Origin of the sequence: Caloramator sp. mosi_1 (assembly GCF_028622835.1) — a bacterium.
GTDB lineage: Bacteria > Bacillota > Clostridia > Clostridiales > Caloramatoraceae > Thermobrachium.
Window position 1 is genome coordinate 1,194,116 of sequence record NZ_CP117677.1, and the last position, 15,352, is coordinate 1,209,467.

The 15,352-nt window shown below is 31.5% G+C and carries 11 protein-coding genes and 7 pseudogenes; 6 read left to right on the forward strand and 12 right to left on the reverse strand.

The features are described 5' to 3' along the window. The first annotated feature begins 7 nt into the window (after positions 1 to 7). The 6 genes and pseudogenes from PL321_RS08595 to PL321_RS08620 all read left to right on the forward strand — a co-directional run bounded on the left by PL321_RS08595 (position 8) and on the right by PL321_RS08620 (position 4,096). Positions 8 to 130: a hypothetical protein gene (locus PL321_RS08595; RefSeq protein WP_273964481.1), complete on the forward strand. Its 123-nt coding sequence runs from the start codon at positions 8 to 10 to the stop codon at positions 128 to 130. Between the two features lie 85 nt (positions 131 to 215). Further along, on the forward strand, positions 216 to 695 hold the full coding sequence (gene rlmH, locus PL321_RS08600; protein WP_273964482.1) for a 23S rRNA (pseudouridine(1915)-N(3))-methyltransferase RlmH: 480 nt from the start codon (positions 216 to 218) through the stop codon (positions 693 to 695). A 255-nt stretch (positions 696 to 950) separates the two neighbouring features. Beyond that, positions 951 to 1,046 (forward strand): annotated as a pseudogene (locus PL321_RS08605) (IS200/IS605 family transposase); the annotation flags it as partial. 60 nt (positions 1,047 to 1,106) lie between these two features. Then, positions 1,107 to 2,177, forward strand: a pseudogene (gene tnpB, locus PL321_RS08610) (IS200/IS605 family element RNA-guided endonuclease TnpB). Between the two features lie 369 nt (positions 2,178 to 2,546). Then, positions 2,547 to 3,065, forward strand: coding sequence for an RNA polymerase sigma factor (locus PL321_RS08615; protein ID WP_273964483.1), 519 nt, complete (start codon positions 2,547 to 2,549; stop codon positions 3,063 to 3,065). Further along, complete coding sequence (locus tag PL321_RS08620) at positions 3,062 to 4,096, forward strand: DUF4179 domain-containing protein (protein ID WP_273964189.1); 1,035 nt, start codon at positions 3,062 to 3,064, stop codon at positions 4,094 to 4,096. Before PL321_RS08615 ends, PL321_RS08620 begins: the two co-directional genes overlap by 4 nt. A gap of 146 nt (positions 4,097 to 4,242) precedes the next feature. On the opposite strand, the pseudogene PL321_RS08625 reads toward PL321_RS08620, so the two are convergent. From PL321_RS08625 to nuoE, 12 genes and pseudogenes are all read right to left on the reverse strand, one after another. Continuing rightward, positions 4,243 to 5,024: pseudogene (locus PL321_RS08625) on the reverse strand (ABC transporter permease). Beyond that, a pseudogene (locus tag PL321_RS08630) lies at positions 5,014 to 5,830 on the reverse strand (ABC transporter permease). The pseudogenes PL321_RS08625 and PL321_RS08630 overlap by 11 nt, the downstream one beginning before the upstream one ends. A 1-nt stretch (position 5,831) precedes the next feature. Next, positions 5,832 to 6,870 (reverse strand): annotated as a pseudogene (gene potA, locus PL321_RS08635) (spermidine/putrescine ABC transporter ATP-binding protein). Between the two features lie 17 nt (positions 6,871 to 6,887). Beyond that, positions 6,888 to 7,425: pseudogene (locus PL321_RS08640) on the reverse strand (helix-turn-helix domain-containing protein). A 231-nt stretch (positions 7,426 to 7,656) separates the two neighbouring features. Then, a complete protein-coding gene (locus PL321_RS08645) occupies positions 7,657 to 8,415 on the reverse strand; it encodes a Na+/H+ antiporter NhaC family protein (protein ID WP_337961136.1) in 759 nt (252 codons plus the stop codon). Then, positions 8,369 to 8,767 carry a Na+/H+ antiporter NhaC family protein gene (locus tag PL321_RS19870; protein WP_337960998.1) on the reverse strand — a complete coding sequence of 133 codons (399 nt, stop codon included), beginning with the start codon at positions 8,765 to 8,767 and terminating at the stop codon, positions 8,369 to 8,371. Before PL321_RS19870 ends, PL321_RS08645 begins: the two co-directional genes overlap by 47 nt. 640 nt (positions 8,768 to 9,407) lie before the next feature. Beyond that, complete coding sequence (locus PL321_RS08655; protein ID WP_337961137.1) at positions 9,408 to 10,019, reverse strand: molybdopterin-dependent oxidoreductase; 612 nt, start codon at positions 10,017 to 10,019, stop codon at positions 9,408 to 9,410. Beyond that, positions 9,979 to 10,608 (reverse strand): hypothetical protein, encoded by a 630-nt coding sequence (locus PL321_RS08660; RefSeq protein WP_273964191.1) that lies wholly within the window; start codon positions 10,606 to 10,608, stop codon positions 9,979 to 9,981. Before PL321_RS08660 ends, PL321_RS08655 begins: the two co-directional genes overlap by 41 nt. Continuing rightward, a complete protein-coding gene (locus tag PL321_RS08665; protein ID WP_337961138.1) occupies positions 10,605 to 12,497 on the reverse strand; it encodes an FAD-dependent oxidoreductase in 1,893 nt (630 codons plus the stop codon). The genes PL321_RS08660 and PL321_RS08665 overlap by 4 nt, the downstream gene beginning before the upstream one ends. Then, entirely contained in the window at positions 12,407 to 12,904 is a 498-nt protein-coding gene (locus PL321_RS08670) for a 2Fe-2S iron-sulfur cluster-binding protein (RefSeq protein ID WP_273964192.1), read from the reverse strand. The genes PL321_RS08665 and PL321_RS08670 overlap by 91 nt, the downstream gene beginning before the upstream one ends. Positions 12,905 to 12,919: 15 nt before the next feature. Beyond that, positions 12,920 to 14,671: pseudogene (locus PL321_RS08675) on the reverse strand (NADH-ubiquinone oxidoreductase-F iron-sulfur binding region domain-containing protein). Next, positions 14,661 to 15,197 carry an NADH-quinone oxidoreductase subunit NuoE gene (gene nuoE / locus PL321_RS08680; protein ID WP_443110701.1) on the reverse strand — a complete coding sequence of 179 codons (537 nt, stop codon included), beginning with the start codon at positions 15,195 to 15,197 and terminating at the stop codon, positions 14,661 to 14,663. The pseudogene PL321_RS08675 and the gene nuoE overlap by 11 nt, the downstream one beginning before the upstream one ends. Positions 15,198 to 15,352: the final 155 nt, after the last annotated feature.

The window sequence follows — 15,352 nt, forward strand, 5'->3', positions numbered from 1 at the left end:
TGTATCTATTAATGGTAAGGAAATAAATACTATGATGGAGTTAAAGGAAGAAATATATAAGATAGGTGTTGGAGGCAGCTGCACTATTACAATAAAAACTCCCGTTGGAACAACAAAAATGTGGAAGTAAAACTATAGGCCTAAATAGGCCTATTTTTATGTATAAAAGGGATAATTCTATTGGTAAATATGGTTCATTAGAAAGGAGAGTAAAAATGAATATAACTATAATATCAGTAGGAAAATTAAAGGAAAAATATTTAAAGGAAGGAATAAATGAATATCTAAAGAGACTTTCAAAATATGCAAAGGTTGATATTATTGAGGTTCCAGACGAAAAGGCACCAGAGAACCTTTCACAAAAAGAAGAGGAGATGGTTAAGGATAAAGAAGGACAAGGTATTTTAAAGCATATAAAGGATAATATGTATGTTGTAGTGCTTGATATAAAGGGTAAACAGCTCTCTTCAGAGGAACTTGCAGACTTTTTAAGCCAAAGGGCTCTTTTAGGTGAGAGTAATGTTGCATTTATAATTGGAGGTTCTTTAGGGCTTTCACAAACTGTCCTAAACAGGGCAAACTATAAATTGTCCTTCTCAAAGATGACCTTCCCACATCAACTTATGAGGCTTATATTGCTTGAACAAATATATAGGGGATTTAGGATTATAAACGGTGAACCGTACCATAAGTGAGGGGAATTTTGATAAAATATGTTAAAAAATATTAAGTAAAAAGGTTAAAATATCGAATAAAAATTAATGTTTCATAAATATAAGAGAATTTTCAAAATAATTTTCTTAACAAGGTAAGATATAGTAAAAAGTTTTGATTTTAACCTAATCAGCGACAGAAGTCACCTACTTCTATAAGTGGGTTATGAATGTCAGTTAACAAATTCATCGTTCAGATACAAAATAAGCATTAGAAAAATGAGGTTATATAGATATATAGATTTAGATAATAATGATCATTCAGTGTTCTTGCTATATTATCATCTTGTTTTAGTAACGAGATATAGAAGAAAGCTTATAAATGATAATATTGTGAAGGCAAATTGAAGTTATTAAAAAATATATAGAAAAGCAAGGTGAATAGGTGTGACTTTGCTAAAAGCCTATAAATATAGAATATACCCAACAAAAGAACAAAAGGAATATTTATCAAAAGTATTTGGTTGTGTAAGGTTCATATACAACAAAATGCTTAATGATAAGATAGAGCATTACAAACAAACAGGAAAAATACTTAAAACAACTCCTGCACAATATAAAAAGAATATACTTTTCTAAAAGAAGTAGATAGCCTTGCTCTTGCTAATGCACAGCTTAATTTAGAGAAGGCATACAAGAGCTTTTTTAGAGATAATAGCATAGGCTTTCCTAAATTCAAGAAGAAAAAAGGATATCAATCCTATACAACAAATAATCAAAATGGGACAGTTGATATTATAGACGGTTACTTAAAAATACCAAAGTTAAAAACAAAGATAAAAATAAAACAACATAGGCAATTTGAAGGAATTATTAAATCAGTAACAATATCTAAAACACCAACAGAAAAATATTATGCTTCTATATTAGTAGAAACAGAGATAAAGGAGTTACCAGAAGTAGATAAAAAAATTGGAATAGATTTAGGGTTAAAGGAATTTGCAATATTATCAGATGGAGCAAAAATAGAAAATCCCAAATGGCTAAGAAGAACTGAAAAAAGAATAAAGAAACTACAAAGAGATTTATCAAGAAAACAAAAGGGCAGTAAAAATTATGAGAAAAATAGACAAAAACTTGCTAAATTACACGAAAAAATAACTAATCAAAGAAGAGATTTTCTTCATAAATTGTCCTCTAAAATTATAAACGAAAACCAAGTTATAGTTTTAGAGGATTTGAAGGTAAAGAATATGCAACAAAATAGATGTTTATCAAAATCAATAAGTGAAGTATCCTGGGCAGAATTTAGAAGAATATTAGAATATAAAGCAAAGTGGTATGGAAGAGAAATAATAATAGGCACCACAAAACTATGCATCAAGTCAAATATGTTCAGAGTGTGGATATAAAAACATAGAGGTAAAGAATTTAGCATTGAGGGAGTGGGAGTGTCCTAATTGTGGTGCTAAACACGATAGAGATGTAAATGCAGCAAAGAACTTACTAAAATTAGCCATATAAATGGTAAAACTGGGGATGGAACAGCCCTTTGAGCGTGGGTAAACTGGTAGCAGAAGCTACCTTGACCACGAAGCCACCACCTCTATAGGTGGGGGTAGTTCACATATGGTGGTAATATGATAAGAGTAATATAAGGAGACACACTGGTTATTAAAGAATTATAAAAAGGAGAACCATTGGATTAGAATAAGACTTGTATTTATGTTTATATTTTAGAAAAATTTTTAGCTCTAAGATAGATTGTTGCAACCATTTTCTGTTTTTTATGTCTAATATATGTAACAAATTCATATGCGCATATGAAAGCTTAGGAGGACACTTTATGGAACTACTTATAAAAAAGCACAAAAGGGTGATAAAGAAGCATTTATACAATTGATAAATGATAATATGAATCAAATGTATAAGGTTGCAAAATCCAGACTTCTTTCGGATGAGGATGTAGGTGATGCAATTCAAGAGACTATTCTTGCAGCGTATAAGAATCTTGATAAACTTAAGGAGGTTCGTTATTTTAAAACTTGGCTCATTAGAATACTTATCAATAAATGCAATGATATTGTCAGTAAAAGTAAGAATATTATTTATATTGAGGATTACAGTTTAATTAATAATGGAATGAGTATGAAAACAAATAATGAGAGTATTGAAGACAGACTTGATTTTATAAAGACTTTAGAAGTGCTGAGTGAGGATTATAGAACCGTTGTTGTACTGTATTATGTAAATGGTTTCACTACTAAGGAAATAAGTGAAATATTAGGTGAAAAAGAAGGGACTATTAAGTCAAGACTTAACAGGGCAAGACAGAGGCTAAAGGATTATTACTTAGAAATTAATGATGATAAAAGTTTGATAGGATATAAAATAGGAGGGGATACGTTATGATTAACAATTTTGAGGATAATATTAAAGATTTACTATCTCAAGATATTAAAATACCAGATAGTGTATTATCAAAGGCGGAATTGGCTTTTGAGCAAATAAGATATTCTGAAGATGTAAAGACTACAAAGTTTAAGGAATTTAAAAGACAATCTATTGCAGCGGTGGCAGTGATATGTGTTTTAAGTCTAACTGTATTTGGAGGTTCTGCTTTTGCATTAATTAGAGCACTTTTTAGTGATAAGGGCATTCAAAATGCTGTAGAAAATGGATATGTCCAATCATCATTAGGAAATGTGGTGAAAGACAATGGAGTTGCAATAAGTGTTGATGACATAGTAGTAGACAAAACGAAGATGGCAGTTTCCTTTACATTAAATTTTGACGATAAAAGCAAATTAAGAAATGTTAGTGATATATTATTAGGATTAACAATAAAGGATTATAAAGGAATAATTATAGAGGAAGATGGAAATGCAGATTCAGTGGTTAGAGGATTGTTTTCAAAAATTGATGCATCTCAAAAGGAAAAAGGAGAACTAAAATATTATTTAGAGATGTATTCAACATCAGGAGAAATCACAGGTATAGATAATGTGATAATAGATATAAACTCTGTTAACTTATTCGAAGAGGATAAAGGAAAAAATATTGAAAATATTAATGGTAATTGGAAATTTTCATTAAAATTAGATGATAAGTTTACAGAATCAAAAGAAATTAAATTTAGAGCTGAAAATAAGAGTGATATTATTGAAATTGTATCAGCAAAGATGCTGCCAACAGGAATGTCTATAGAGTGTATTGTTAATAAGCCAGTAGATGAAAATATAATAAACAAAATAAATTTAATAGATGAGCAGGGGAATATATATATACCATCACCAATTGCTTCAATTGATAGTATATCAAATAATAGAAATGTAATTAAATTGACCTTTGATGCGACTTTATTCCAAAGCAAAGATAAGTTAATAATGCGTATAAGGGATATTTATGGTAAAAACGAAGAAATTAGATTGGTTAAGGAATAATATAGTGATTAGCCTAATGTAAAAACGTTCTTTTAGTGCAAAGTAAATTTTTTATAAACTTACTTCTGTGTTTATAAATGGTAAATTAAGGAGAGTATTTGCTCTCCTTAATTTTTTAAACTCTGTAAAAATAGATATATTTTCACCTATTTCAATTCCTTTGTTTCTTTATTTGATATTTTGTTTATTAAAAGTAAAAGAATTAAAACTACTGTAAACAATATAGTTGATAGTGCATTAATTTCAGGTTTAATTCCTCGTCTGGCCATAGAATAAATAGTTATTGATAGATTTGAAACACCGTTACCTGTAGTAAAAAACTTATAACGAAATCATCTACAGATAGAGTAAAGGCAAGTAGAGCTCCTGATATAATTCCAGGCATTATTTCAGGGATTATAACCTTTCTAAGAGCATATGAAGGTGTCGCACCTAAATCTAATGCAGCCTCATAAATGTTAGGATTAAGCTGTTTTAGTTTTGGAAGAACAGATAAAACAACATATGGCAAACAAAAAGTTATGTGGGCAATAATCATTGTTAATAATCCTAATTCAAGCTTAATAGCAATAAATAAAACCATTAAAGATATTGCTGTAACTATGTCTGGATTTAATACAGGTAAATAGGTTAAATTTAAAGATATCTTTTTAGGTGTTTTTCTCATATTATGTATTCCTATTGCAGCAAATGTACCTAATATTGTAGATACAATAGAAGCAATAGATGCAACTAAAAGTGTATAGTACATTGACTGCATTATTTGTCTATCTCTTAATAATTCTTTATACCATTTTAAAGTAAATCCAGTAAAGTTTCCTCTGGATTTAGACTCATTAAAGGAAAATATTATTAAGATTAGGATAGGGGCATATAAGAAGATATAAATTAGTATTGCGTAAAGTCTTTTTAAAAATTTATTTACCATAGATTAACCCCTCCTTATCCTTATCAAATCTGTTCATAATTCCTATGGAAATTAAAATTACAACCATCATTACGATTGAAATGGCAGAACCAAAATTCCAGTCACCAACAGTTATGAACTGTCTTTCTATTAGGTTGCCTATTAAAGTAAACTGACCACCACCTAAAAGTCTGGATATTGCAAATGTAGTAACAGAAGGCATAAATACCATAGTAACACCTGATATTACCCCGGAAGGCTAAGAGGAAAAACAACTTTAATAAATGTAACTAATTTATTTGCTCCAAGGTCATAGGCAGCCTCAATATAACTTTTATCGATTTTTATAAGAACTGTGTATATTGGTAGAACCATAAAAGGTAAAAAGTTATAAACCATTCCAAGTATCACAGAACCATTTGTGTATAGCATTGAAAGAGGTTTAATTCCAAATAAGGACAAAAATTTATTTATTATACCATTTTTTTCGAGTATGGTCATCCAAGCATATGTTCTAAGCAAAAATTCATCCACATAGGTATAATGAAAAACAATATTAATGTATTTCGTGTTTTTATATTTGATTTTGAAATTATATATGCCATTGGATAGCCGAGGATAAAACAAATTATTGTACTAATTAAGGCTAAGTTTATAGAACGGATAAAAACATCTAAATATAATGGGTCAAAGAATTTTAAAAAGTTCTCAAAGGTAAAAGAACCATTTTTAGTAGTAAATGCATAGAATAAAACTAAAAATAGTGGGAGTACTGCAAAAATGGTCATCCAGGTTAAATAAGGTATTGAATAGGAGTTTCTTTTCATATTACTTCACCTTTTTCATTATATGAATATTTTCAGGTTCAACATCTAAATAAACTTTAGTTCCCACAGGCTCCATTTTTGTGCTATGTATTTTGAATTTAAATCCTGCGGTATCAACAATCATTTCATAATGTACTCCCTTAAAAATAACATTTTCAACATATCCTTCTATCTTGCAATTTTTTCTCTACTTATCTCAATGTCTTCAGGTCTTATAACAACGTCTACATTTTCATTAATAGAAAAGCCTTTATCTACACATTTAAACTTATGTCCCATAATTTCAACAAGATAATCATCAAGCATAATTCCATCAAGTATGTTGCTTTCGCCGATAAATTCTGCAACAAAGGCGTTTTTAGGTTCGTTGTATATATCTTCAGGACGACCTATTTGCTGTATAATACCACCATTCATAACAACAATAGTGTCTGACATTGTTAGTGCTTCCTCTTGGTCGTGTGTAACAAATATAAATGTTATTCCAAGTGCCTTTTGCATCTTTTTAAGTTCGGTTTGCATCTCTTTTCTTAGTTTTAAGTCAAGGGCACCAAGAGGTTCATCAAGTAGGAGAACTTTTGGTTCATTTACAAGTGCTCGAGCGATTGCAATTCTTTGTTGTTGTCCACCACTTAGGGAGGAAATTTCTCTTTCTTCATAACCAGAAAGGTTAACTAAAGAGAGCATATTTTTAACCTTTTGTTTTATTTCAGTTTCAGATACCTTTTTAAGTCTAAGTCCAAAGGCTATATTTTCAAAAACGTTTAAGTGAGGAAAAAGAGCATATTTTTGAAAAACGGTGTTTACCTGTCTTTTATAAGCAGGCAAATTTGTAATGTCTTTATCCTCAAAAATATTCTACCGCTGGTTGGACTTTCAAATCCTCCAATAAGTCTTAGTGTTGTTGTTTTACCACATCCGCTGGGACCTAAAAGTGTGATAAATTCATTTTTTCTTACATAAAGGTTTAAGTTGTCAAGAACTGTATTACCATCATAAATCTTTGTTAATCCTTGTAGATCCAGTATTTTTTCTGACAATTAAAAAACCTCCCTTTCTAAAAACTTGGTGGACTAGAAATCCATAAAACTTGAGCCTTTGTTTTACCATTATTTTTAATATAATGGTTTTTGTTTGGTTTAAAGTAAAAGGATTCGCCCTTCTTTAATTTGTATTTTTATTTCCTATGAAAAGGATAACAGAACCAGATAAAACATAACCAAATTCTTCTCCTTGATGGGGTGCATCTATTTCTGATGAGCCTTCTACATCAAGAGTAATTAAAATAGGTTCCATTATATTCTTCTGTGCATTTGGTATAACCCAAGTTATTTTGTTTTTTAGTTCTTCATCTTCCTTTTCAAACATATCCTCCTTTTTAAAAACAACTCTTTCATCATCTGTTTCGTTAAAAAGTCCTTTATATTTGTTCCAAGACATTCAAGAATGTCCATAAGAGTTGCAATAGAAGGGGATGTTAAATCCCTCTCAAGTTGAGAGATAAATCCTTTAGATAATTCACACCTACTTGCCAGTTCCTCCTGTGTCAACCCATTTTTAATTCTTAAATCTTTAATTTTTTCACCTATATTCATTTTAACACCCTTTTACATTATATTAAACTTTATGTTTACAAAGACTAAACTACAATGATTATAATTATACAAAATATCAAATAAATGTCAAGAAAATTTTGAAATAAAACACAAAAAAGGAGAGATCACTCCTTTTTTATTCCAGATATTATAAAAAACATATTATTAATAAACTAACTTTTAAGATTTAAATGTATATGGAAAATTTAATAGAAATAAAAGAATTATGCGTTAGTTATTGTTTGGTAAAAATTTATTTAATTTTACTTCTGAAAAGTAAATGTAAGTAAAATTAATTATAGGTAGTAGATATAGATAAACTGCATAGGGTATAAAACCTGTACTGCTAACCTTCATAGCAGTTGTAGGTACAAAGGCAGCAATATTCCAAGGTATTATAGCAGCTAAAACAACTGCAGTATTTTCAATATCTAATGATAATTGGTAGTTATCAATTTCGTTGTTTTCGTAGCTTTTACTCATAAGATGCTGAGTAAGTATAATTGAAATAGATTGATTACATCCAAAGGCTGCAGTTATTATGCTTGTTATAGCTGTATACAAAAATAAAGTATACCTACTCTTTGCTTTTAACAACACTTCTTCAACAGTTTTAAACATATTTGTTGTACTAAATATACCAGATAAAGCACAGGATATAAAAACAACTAAAGCAGCTTTCCACATAGAAATGATTCCGCCACCCTTTAAAATAAAGTTTAGTGGGTTTGAAGAATCAAGTTTAAAACCTAATACTAAAAATATGAATACTTCCTTTACAGTGTATTTTTGAAGCAGAACAGCAATAGAGGAGGCAGTTAGGATACTTATAAACATTGAAATTTTAACATCTACTTTAAATAAGGATAATATTAATATAATTATTGCTGGAATTAGAACGAATGCGTTTATTTTAAAGGTTTCTATTATTTGTTGGCTTAAGTTATTTTGTATGAAACTTATTGGCTTTTGCAGAGATAAAAGAAGTATATAAGGATACTAAGTATAAAAGGGAAATAGACGTCTTTAACATATTCTGTATGTTAGTATATAGATTTGTCTTGGTAAGATTTGCAACAAGGTTTGCACTTGATGCCATTGGAGAACATCTATCGCCAAAGTATGCACCAGCTATTATAGCACCTGCTACAATATTTATATTGATGTTAGTGCTCTTTGCCATTAGGGTAAGTGCTACTCCAACAGTACTTACAGTAGCAAGAGCAGAACCTAATAGAAGAGATACGATGCAGCTAATGATAAAGCTGTAAAGTATAAAAAACTTTGGATTCATATATTTTATACCATAGTATATGATTGCAGGAACTGTTCCTGAAGCCATCCATATACCTGTTATTGCTCCAATTAATACAAATATTTTAAGTACAACAAGGGATTTTTACTTCCGTCAAGGGACATTGAAATAATGTCTTTTAAACTAAAGCCTCTTTTAAAGGAAATAAAAGAGAAAATTAAAAACCCAAGTATTAAGGGATACCCCACAAATATGCCTTTATAGATAGAAAATACTATTACTAAAAAGTAGCTGCCATACCAAAAATAACATCCATATTAACCCCTCTTTCGTATTTTATTCCCCTTTAATTAGTTACAAAAATATAACAAATATTCACAATTGTATAATAACATAAACAAATTATTTATACAAAGTATTTTTATGACGAAGAAGAAAATTTGTAGAAAATACAATATTTTAGAAAAATAAATAGATTGCTTGTACATTTTGTATCTGTTAGAATAGAAGGTGATTTTAATTATTTTCAACTACTTGATATTTTAAAAATTTGGAGGATGGGTATATAGTAGTTTTATAATAATATATCTTATGGAACAAAGCTTTATATAAAGTAACCCTGCAAAGCTCTGCTTTGCAGGGTTACTTTATATTTTTATGTTGTTTTTCTGTGCAAAATTATAAAAATCTTCTTCAACGGTATCATAAACCTTTTTATTATGGAATATTAAATTAGCCTCTTCAAAAATAAGGTTAGCCTTTTTATTATCCGTCTTAAATCCATCTGTGTATAATACTTGACTTCCCTTGAATTGTCCAATGGTACAAAAATGTTTTCTAAGTTATTATACAATTTATAGAAACCTTTGTAATTTGGTACTTCTTTAGATATATGTTCTATAACATCTTTAATATCTTTAAACTCTATACCAATATTTGTTGCAAGTTTCAAGAATAATTCTAAGTTATCAACTCCTAATAAAGGTTTGATTGCTCTATTTAATTTTTGTATTTTTCTACAGGAGTTTGTGTAGGTTCCATATCCTTCTGCAGAACTTGCTATCGGTATAATTATATTTGAATTTTTTGTAGTATCTGTTTCAAATAGGTCAAAGGTAGCAAGAAGTTTTAAATTCTTTAGTGTGTTTGAGTAATCACTATATATGTCTTCGCCTATTACGACAAGTCCCTTTATTTGTCCGTCTTCGATTGCTTTTATTATTTGGTCTCCAGATGTAGTTATTCCCATATCAATAAATCCCTGTGTATTTGCCTTTGAGCGAAGGATTATTATACCATTATGGGGGTTCCAACTTTTTACATAAGGAAGCCGCGTCAGCTAAGAGCATAAGGGCAGCATCATAAGTAGTGTCCTCATCAACTACTATTATTGCCTTTTTAGCTTCTGCGTAAATGCTTGCAAACTCCTCAGCTTCATAAGATGGAACAGTATCCTTTACAAAATTCTTTAATGCTTCAAAATTGTTGCATCTATTTACTACTTCCTTTTCATCAATATACTTTTCTATAAGTGTTTTTATAAATCCCTTTAAAAAGCTTAGGTTATTATCCACCTTATAGAACTTGTTTGACCATTCCTTAACTCTTGTATCACTACTATTTACTGAAATAAGTTTTACTTTGTTTGAAGCATCCTTTAGCCTTGCAGCAAAAGCAGGATGATTTTCAGCTACATCTCCAAAGGATACTATAAGTTCAGTACTAAATAATTCATCGTAGCTATTTGTTGAGGCATCATAACCAAATGTCTTTTCAAGTACATTATTTTTAATTGCCATAGAACCTATATATTTTGTATTCAACTTGTCAGCAATTTTTCTTAAAACAAAGGCCTCTTCATTTGTAAACTTTGGAGAAACTAAAATACCAATACTATCTTTTCCATATTGTCCTTCAATAAGTTTCAATTTCTTTGATAGAAGTGATATAGATTCATCAAGAGGAACTTCATTTTTATATCATCATAAACAATATATGATGTTTTAATCCTTAAATCACTGTTTATGTGCTCTGTACCAAATCTTCCTCTTGCACAGAGTATTCCTGACTTTTGTTTATTTGGTAGAGCCTTAAATACTAAATCTCCCTTTGATTGATATACAACTTCACATCCAGCTCCACAGAAGCTACAGATAGAAGTAGTTTCATCCAATTCAACAGGAACCTGTTTTTTAACAGAGGCCTTATCGATTAATGCACCAGTTGGACAAACATCTACACACTGTCCACAGGAGATACAGGAGCTTTGGTTAAGAGGAAGGTTAAACTCAGGTACAACCTCGGAATTAAAACCTCTTCCTTTAAGTCCAAGGGCTGTTATTCCCATAACTTCTTCACAGGTTCTATAGCAAAGCCCACATAAAATACACTTGTCAGCATTCCTTAAAATGAAAGGATGAGCATCATTTATATCTCTTTTATGTTTTTCTCCCTTAATTCTATCTGTTTTAATATTATATTTTTGAAGATAGTTTACTAATTTGCATTCAAAATAGTCGTGACATCCACATTCAAGACATCTTGATGCTTCTTTTATTGCTTGTTCTTCTGTAAGTGCCTTTGAAATAGGCCTAAAGCTCAATCTTCTTTCACTACTTGGAAGTACATATTGTTCTTGTCTTTCTTCTTTATCATATTTAATAAAATCTTCTTGAGTTAAATCATCTTGCACAATAAAGCAGGGGTTTGCAACAGAAACATCTTCGCCCTTTAAGTAGTTATCTATAACGTAGGCGGCATTTTTACCCTGTGCAATTGCTTCTATTGCTATTTTTGGGCCTGTTACAGCTTCACCACCAGCAAAAACACCCTCTATACTTGTTTTGAAGTTGTTTGGGTTTACTGAAATAGTTCCCCATTTTGTTGTTTCAAGTTCCTTTACACATTCAGGATTAACCTTTTGTCCGATTGCAGAGATTATAAGATCGGCTTCAAAGGTAACTACTTCACCTTCAATTGGAATAGGTTTTCTTCTGCCTGATTTATCAGGTTCACCAAGCATCATTCTTTGACATTTTATTGCCTTTGCTCTTTTTCCATCTCCAACAATTTCAATAGGAGCAACAAGGAAGGTAAATTCTACACCTTCTTCCTGTGCTTCTTTAACTTCTATCTCTTCTGCAGGCATTTCTTCCTTTGTTCTTCTATATAAAACTTTTACACTTTTTGCACCAAGTCTGACAGCAGTTCTTGCTACGTCCATAGCAGTATTACCGCCACCTATAACAACAACATTTTCTCCAAGGTATATAGGCTCTGAAAGGGTTGCTTTTCTTAAAAATTCAATTCCACCCATAACCCCATCTAATTCTTCACCTGGACAATTAAGTGGTGTGCTTGCCCAAGCACCTATTGCTATGAATACAGCATCATAGTTTTTCTTTAGATAAGGTAGTGTAATATCTTCACCAAGTTTAGTATTGCAGACTATCTCAACACCCATTTTAGTTAATGTGTTTATCTCAGCATCTAAAAGATCCTTTGGAAGACGATATTGAGGTATTCCGTATCGTAGCATTCCTCCTGGATGAGGCTGTGCTTCATATATAACTACTTTGTGGCCCTCCATTGATAGAAAATAGGCACAGGATATACCAGCAGGTCCCCCTCCTATAATAGCAACTTTTTTGCCTGTTGAAGGCTTTATTTCTGGAACATAGGTGCCATTTTTTACATCAATTTCACCAATATATCGTTTTAAATCTGCTATGGCAATAGGTTTATCCACTTTACCACGCCTACATTCGCTTTCACAGGGATGAGGACAAACTCTACCAATGCTTGCAGGCAGAGGTATAACCTTTTAACAAGCTTTATAGCCTCATCATATTGTCCGTTTGCAATAAGTCCAACATATCCCTGGCAGTCAGTATGTGCAGGACAGGCATTAACACAGGGTGGCCTACAATCTCCTCTGTGGTCGGAGGATAAAAGTTCAAGGGCTGTTTTTCTTGCAGCTATTGTACGTTTTGTGTTCGTTTTTATAATCATCCCATCGTATGGAAAAGTTGAACAGGCACGAACAAGTTTAGGATTTCCCTCAACCTCAACAACGCAAAGCCCACAGGAACCATAGGGTTTTGTTTTTTGACTGTAGCATAGGTTTGGTATGTCAATGCCATTTTCAAGAGCAATCTGAAGAATTGTTTTATCATCCGTTGCGGCAATCTCCCTATTATTTATATTAACCCTTATTAAAGACACATCCATCACTCCCCTTTATTCAATATAAATAGCACTAAACTTGCAAGTCTTTAGGCAGTTTCCGCATTTAATGCATTTATTTTCATCTATAGTATGTGGTTGTTTCCTATCGCCTGAAATTGCATTAGTAGGACAGTTTTTGCACACATTGTACATCCTATACATTTTCGGAGTCAATTTTATAGTATAGAAGTGATCTGCATTGTTTTGTAGGACATTTTTTATCATTTATATGAGATAAATATTCCTCCTTAAAATATTTTAGTGTTGTAAGAACAGGGTTTGGTGCTGTTTGGCCAAGTCCACACAATGAACCATCCTTTACGCTATAACAAAGTTCCTCAAGTATTTCAAGGTCTTCAATGGTTCCTTTTCCTTCAGATATGTTGTTTAAAATTTCAAGCATTCTTTGAGTACCTATTCTGCAGTAAATACATTTTCCGCAGGATTCTTTACAGGTAAAGTCAAGGAAGAATCTTGCTATATCCACCATACAGGTTGTCTCATCCATAACTATCATACCGCCAGAACCCATAATAGCACCTGTACTATTTATTGATTCGTAGTCAACAGGAGTGTCAAGAAGTTCCTTAGGTATACATCCTCCAGATGGTCCACCCATTTGTACAGCTTTAAATTCTTTATCTTCCTTAATACCTCCACCTATATCATAAATAACTTCCCTCAAAGTCATACCCATAGGAACTTCAATTAGTCCACCACGCTTAATTTTACCTGCAAGTGCAAAGACCTTTGTTCCTTTGCTTTTTCTGTACCGTATCTTGCAAATGCACTACCACCATTTTTGATTATCCAAGGTACGTTTGCGTAGGTCTCAACGTTATTTATGTTGGTTGGCTTGCCCAAGAAACCTGATTGTGCTGGGAATGGTGGCTTTAGTCTTGGCATACCACGTTCCCCTTCAAGGGAGGCGATAAGGGCAGTTTCTTCACCACATACAAAGGCACCAGCTCCCATTTTAATCTTTAGATCAAAATCAAATCCAGAATTCAATATATTCTTGCCAAGAAGGTTCTTCTCCTTTGCTTGGTTTATTGCAATATTTAATCTTTCTATTGCAAGAGGATATTCAGCACGAACATAAACAAAGCCTGTATGTGCTCCAATTGCATAGGCAGCAATTATCATACCCTCTATAAGTGAATGAGGGTCACCTTCAATAACACTTCTATCCATAAAGGCACCAGGATCACCTTCATCGGCATTACAAACTATATATTTTTCATCTCCCTTTGAGGCTCTTGCAGCATTCCATTTAAACCAGGTAGGGAACCCTGCACCACCTCTTCCTCTAAGACCAGATATTTTTATTTCTTCAATAACCTGCTCTGGAGTCATATCATTTAGAACCTTCTTAAGTGCAGAGTAACCACCAGATTCTATATATTCTTCAATGTTTTCAGGATTTATAATTCCACAATTTCTTAATACAATCCTAACTTGTTTTTCAAGCTGAGGGTGAGGTTTTTTATCGGTTGATACAATGTACTTTTCAATAGGTAACCCCTTTTGAATATGTTCTTTAAATATTTCTTCAGCCATAGATGGTGTTACGTTAGCATATGTAAAGGTTCCATTATCATCAATAACATCCACTATTGGTTCAAGATAACACATTCCTATACATCCGGTTGTTACTATCTCAATTTTTATGTTGTTTATCTTTAAAAGCTCTTCAAATTTATTTTTAATCTTTCTACCCCCTGCGGCAATACCACAACTTCCAAGCCCTATCCTAATTTTCATCGGAGTTTTTCCTCCTTTCCTTTTCATATATATCCCTTATAATTTTTCTTGCACTATCTGGAGTTAGGTTACCGTAAGCTTCTCCGTTTATCATAATTACAGGTGCAAGACTGCAACATCCAAGACAGGCAACATCTTCAAGGGTAAAAATACCATCCTCTGTTGTTTCGCCAGGCTTTATATTAAGCTCTTCACATATTGCTCTGCTAACTTCCTTAGAACCATTTACGTGACAAGCTGTACCTTGACATTGAAGTATAATGTATTTACCTGTTGGATTTAATCTAAACTGAGCATAGAAGGTTGCGATACCGTATATTTTTGCCCTTTTACTTTCTGTTCTTTCAGCAATAAGATTTAGGGCACTTAAAGGAAGATAACCATAAACTTCTTGAGTTTCTTGAAGTATGCTTATAAGGTTAGTGCTTTGACCTTCATATTTTTTAAATATTGGCTCCATAAGACTTAAATCAACATTTTTATCATCGAAATTTAAAGCTAATTTTTCTTCACAGGAACAACCCACATCCATTCCTCCTTTTAAAAAATACAGAATATTAAATAAACTATAATTTTATTTTTGCATAAAAATCAGTTTGCTTCAAATATTTATTTTTTAACAAAGATATAAATGTTTAAATATGTAATTTTAATTATTTTATTCCTAATGATAAGTAAAAA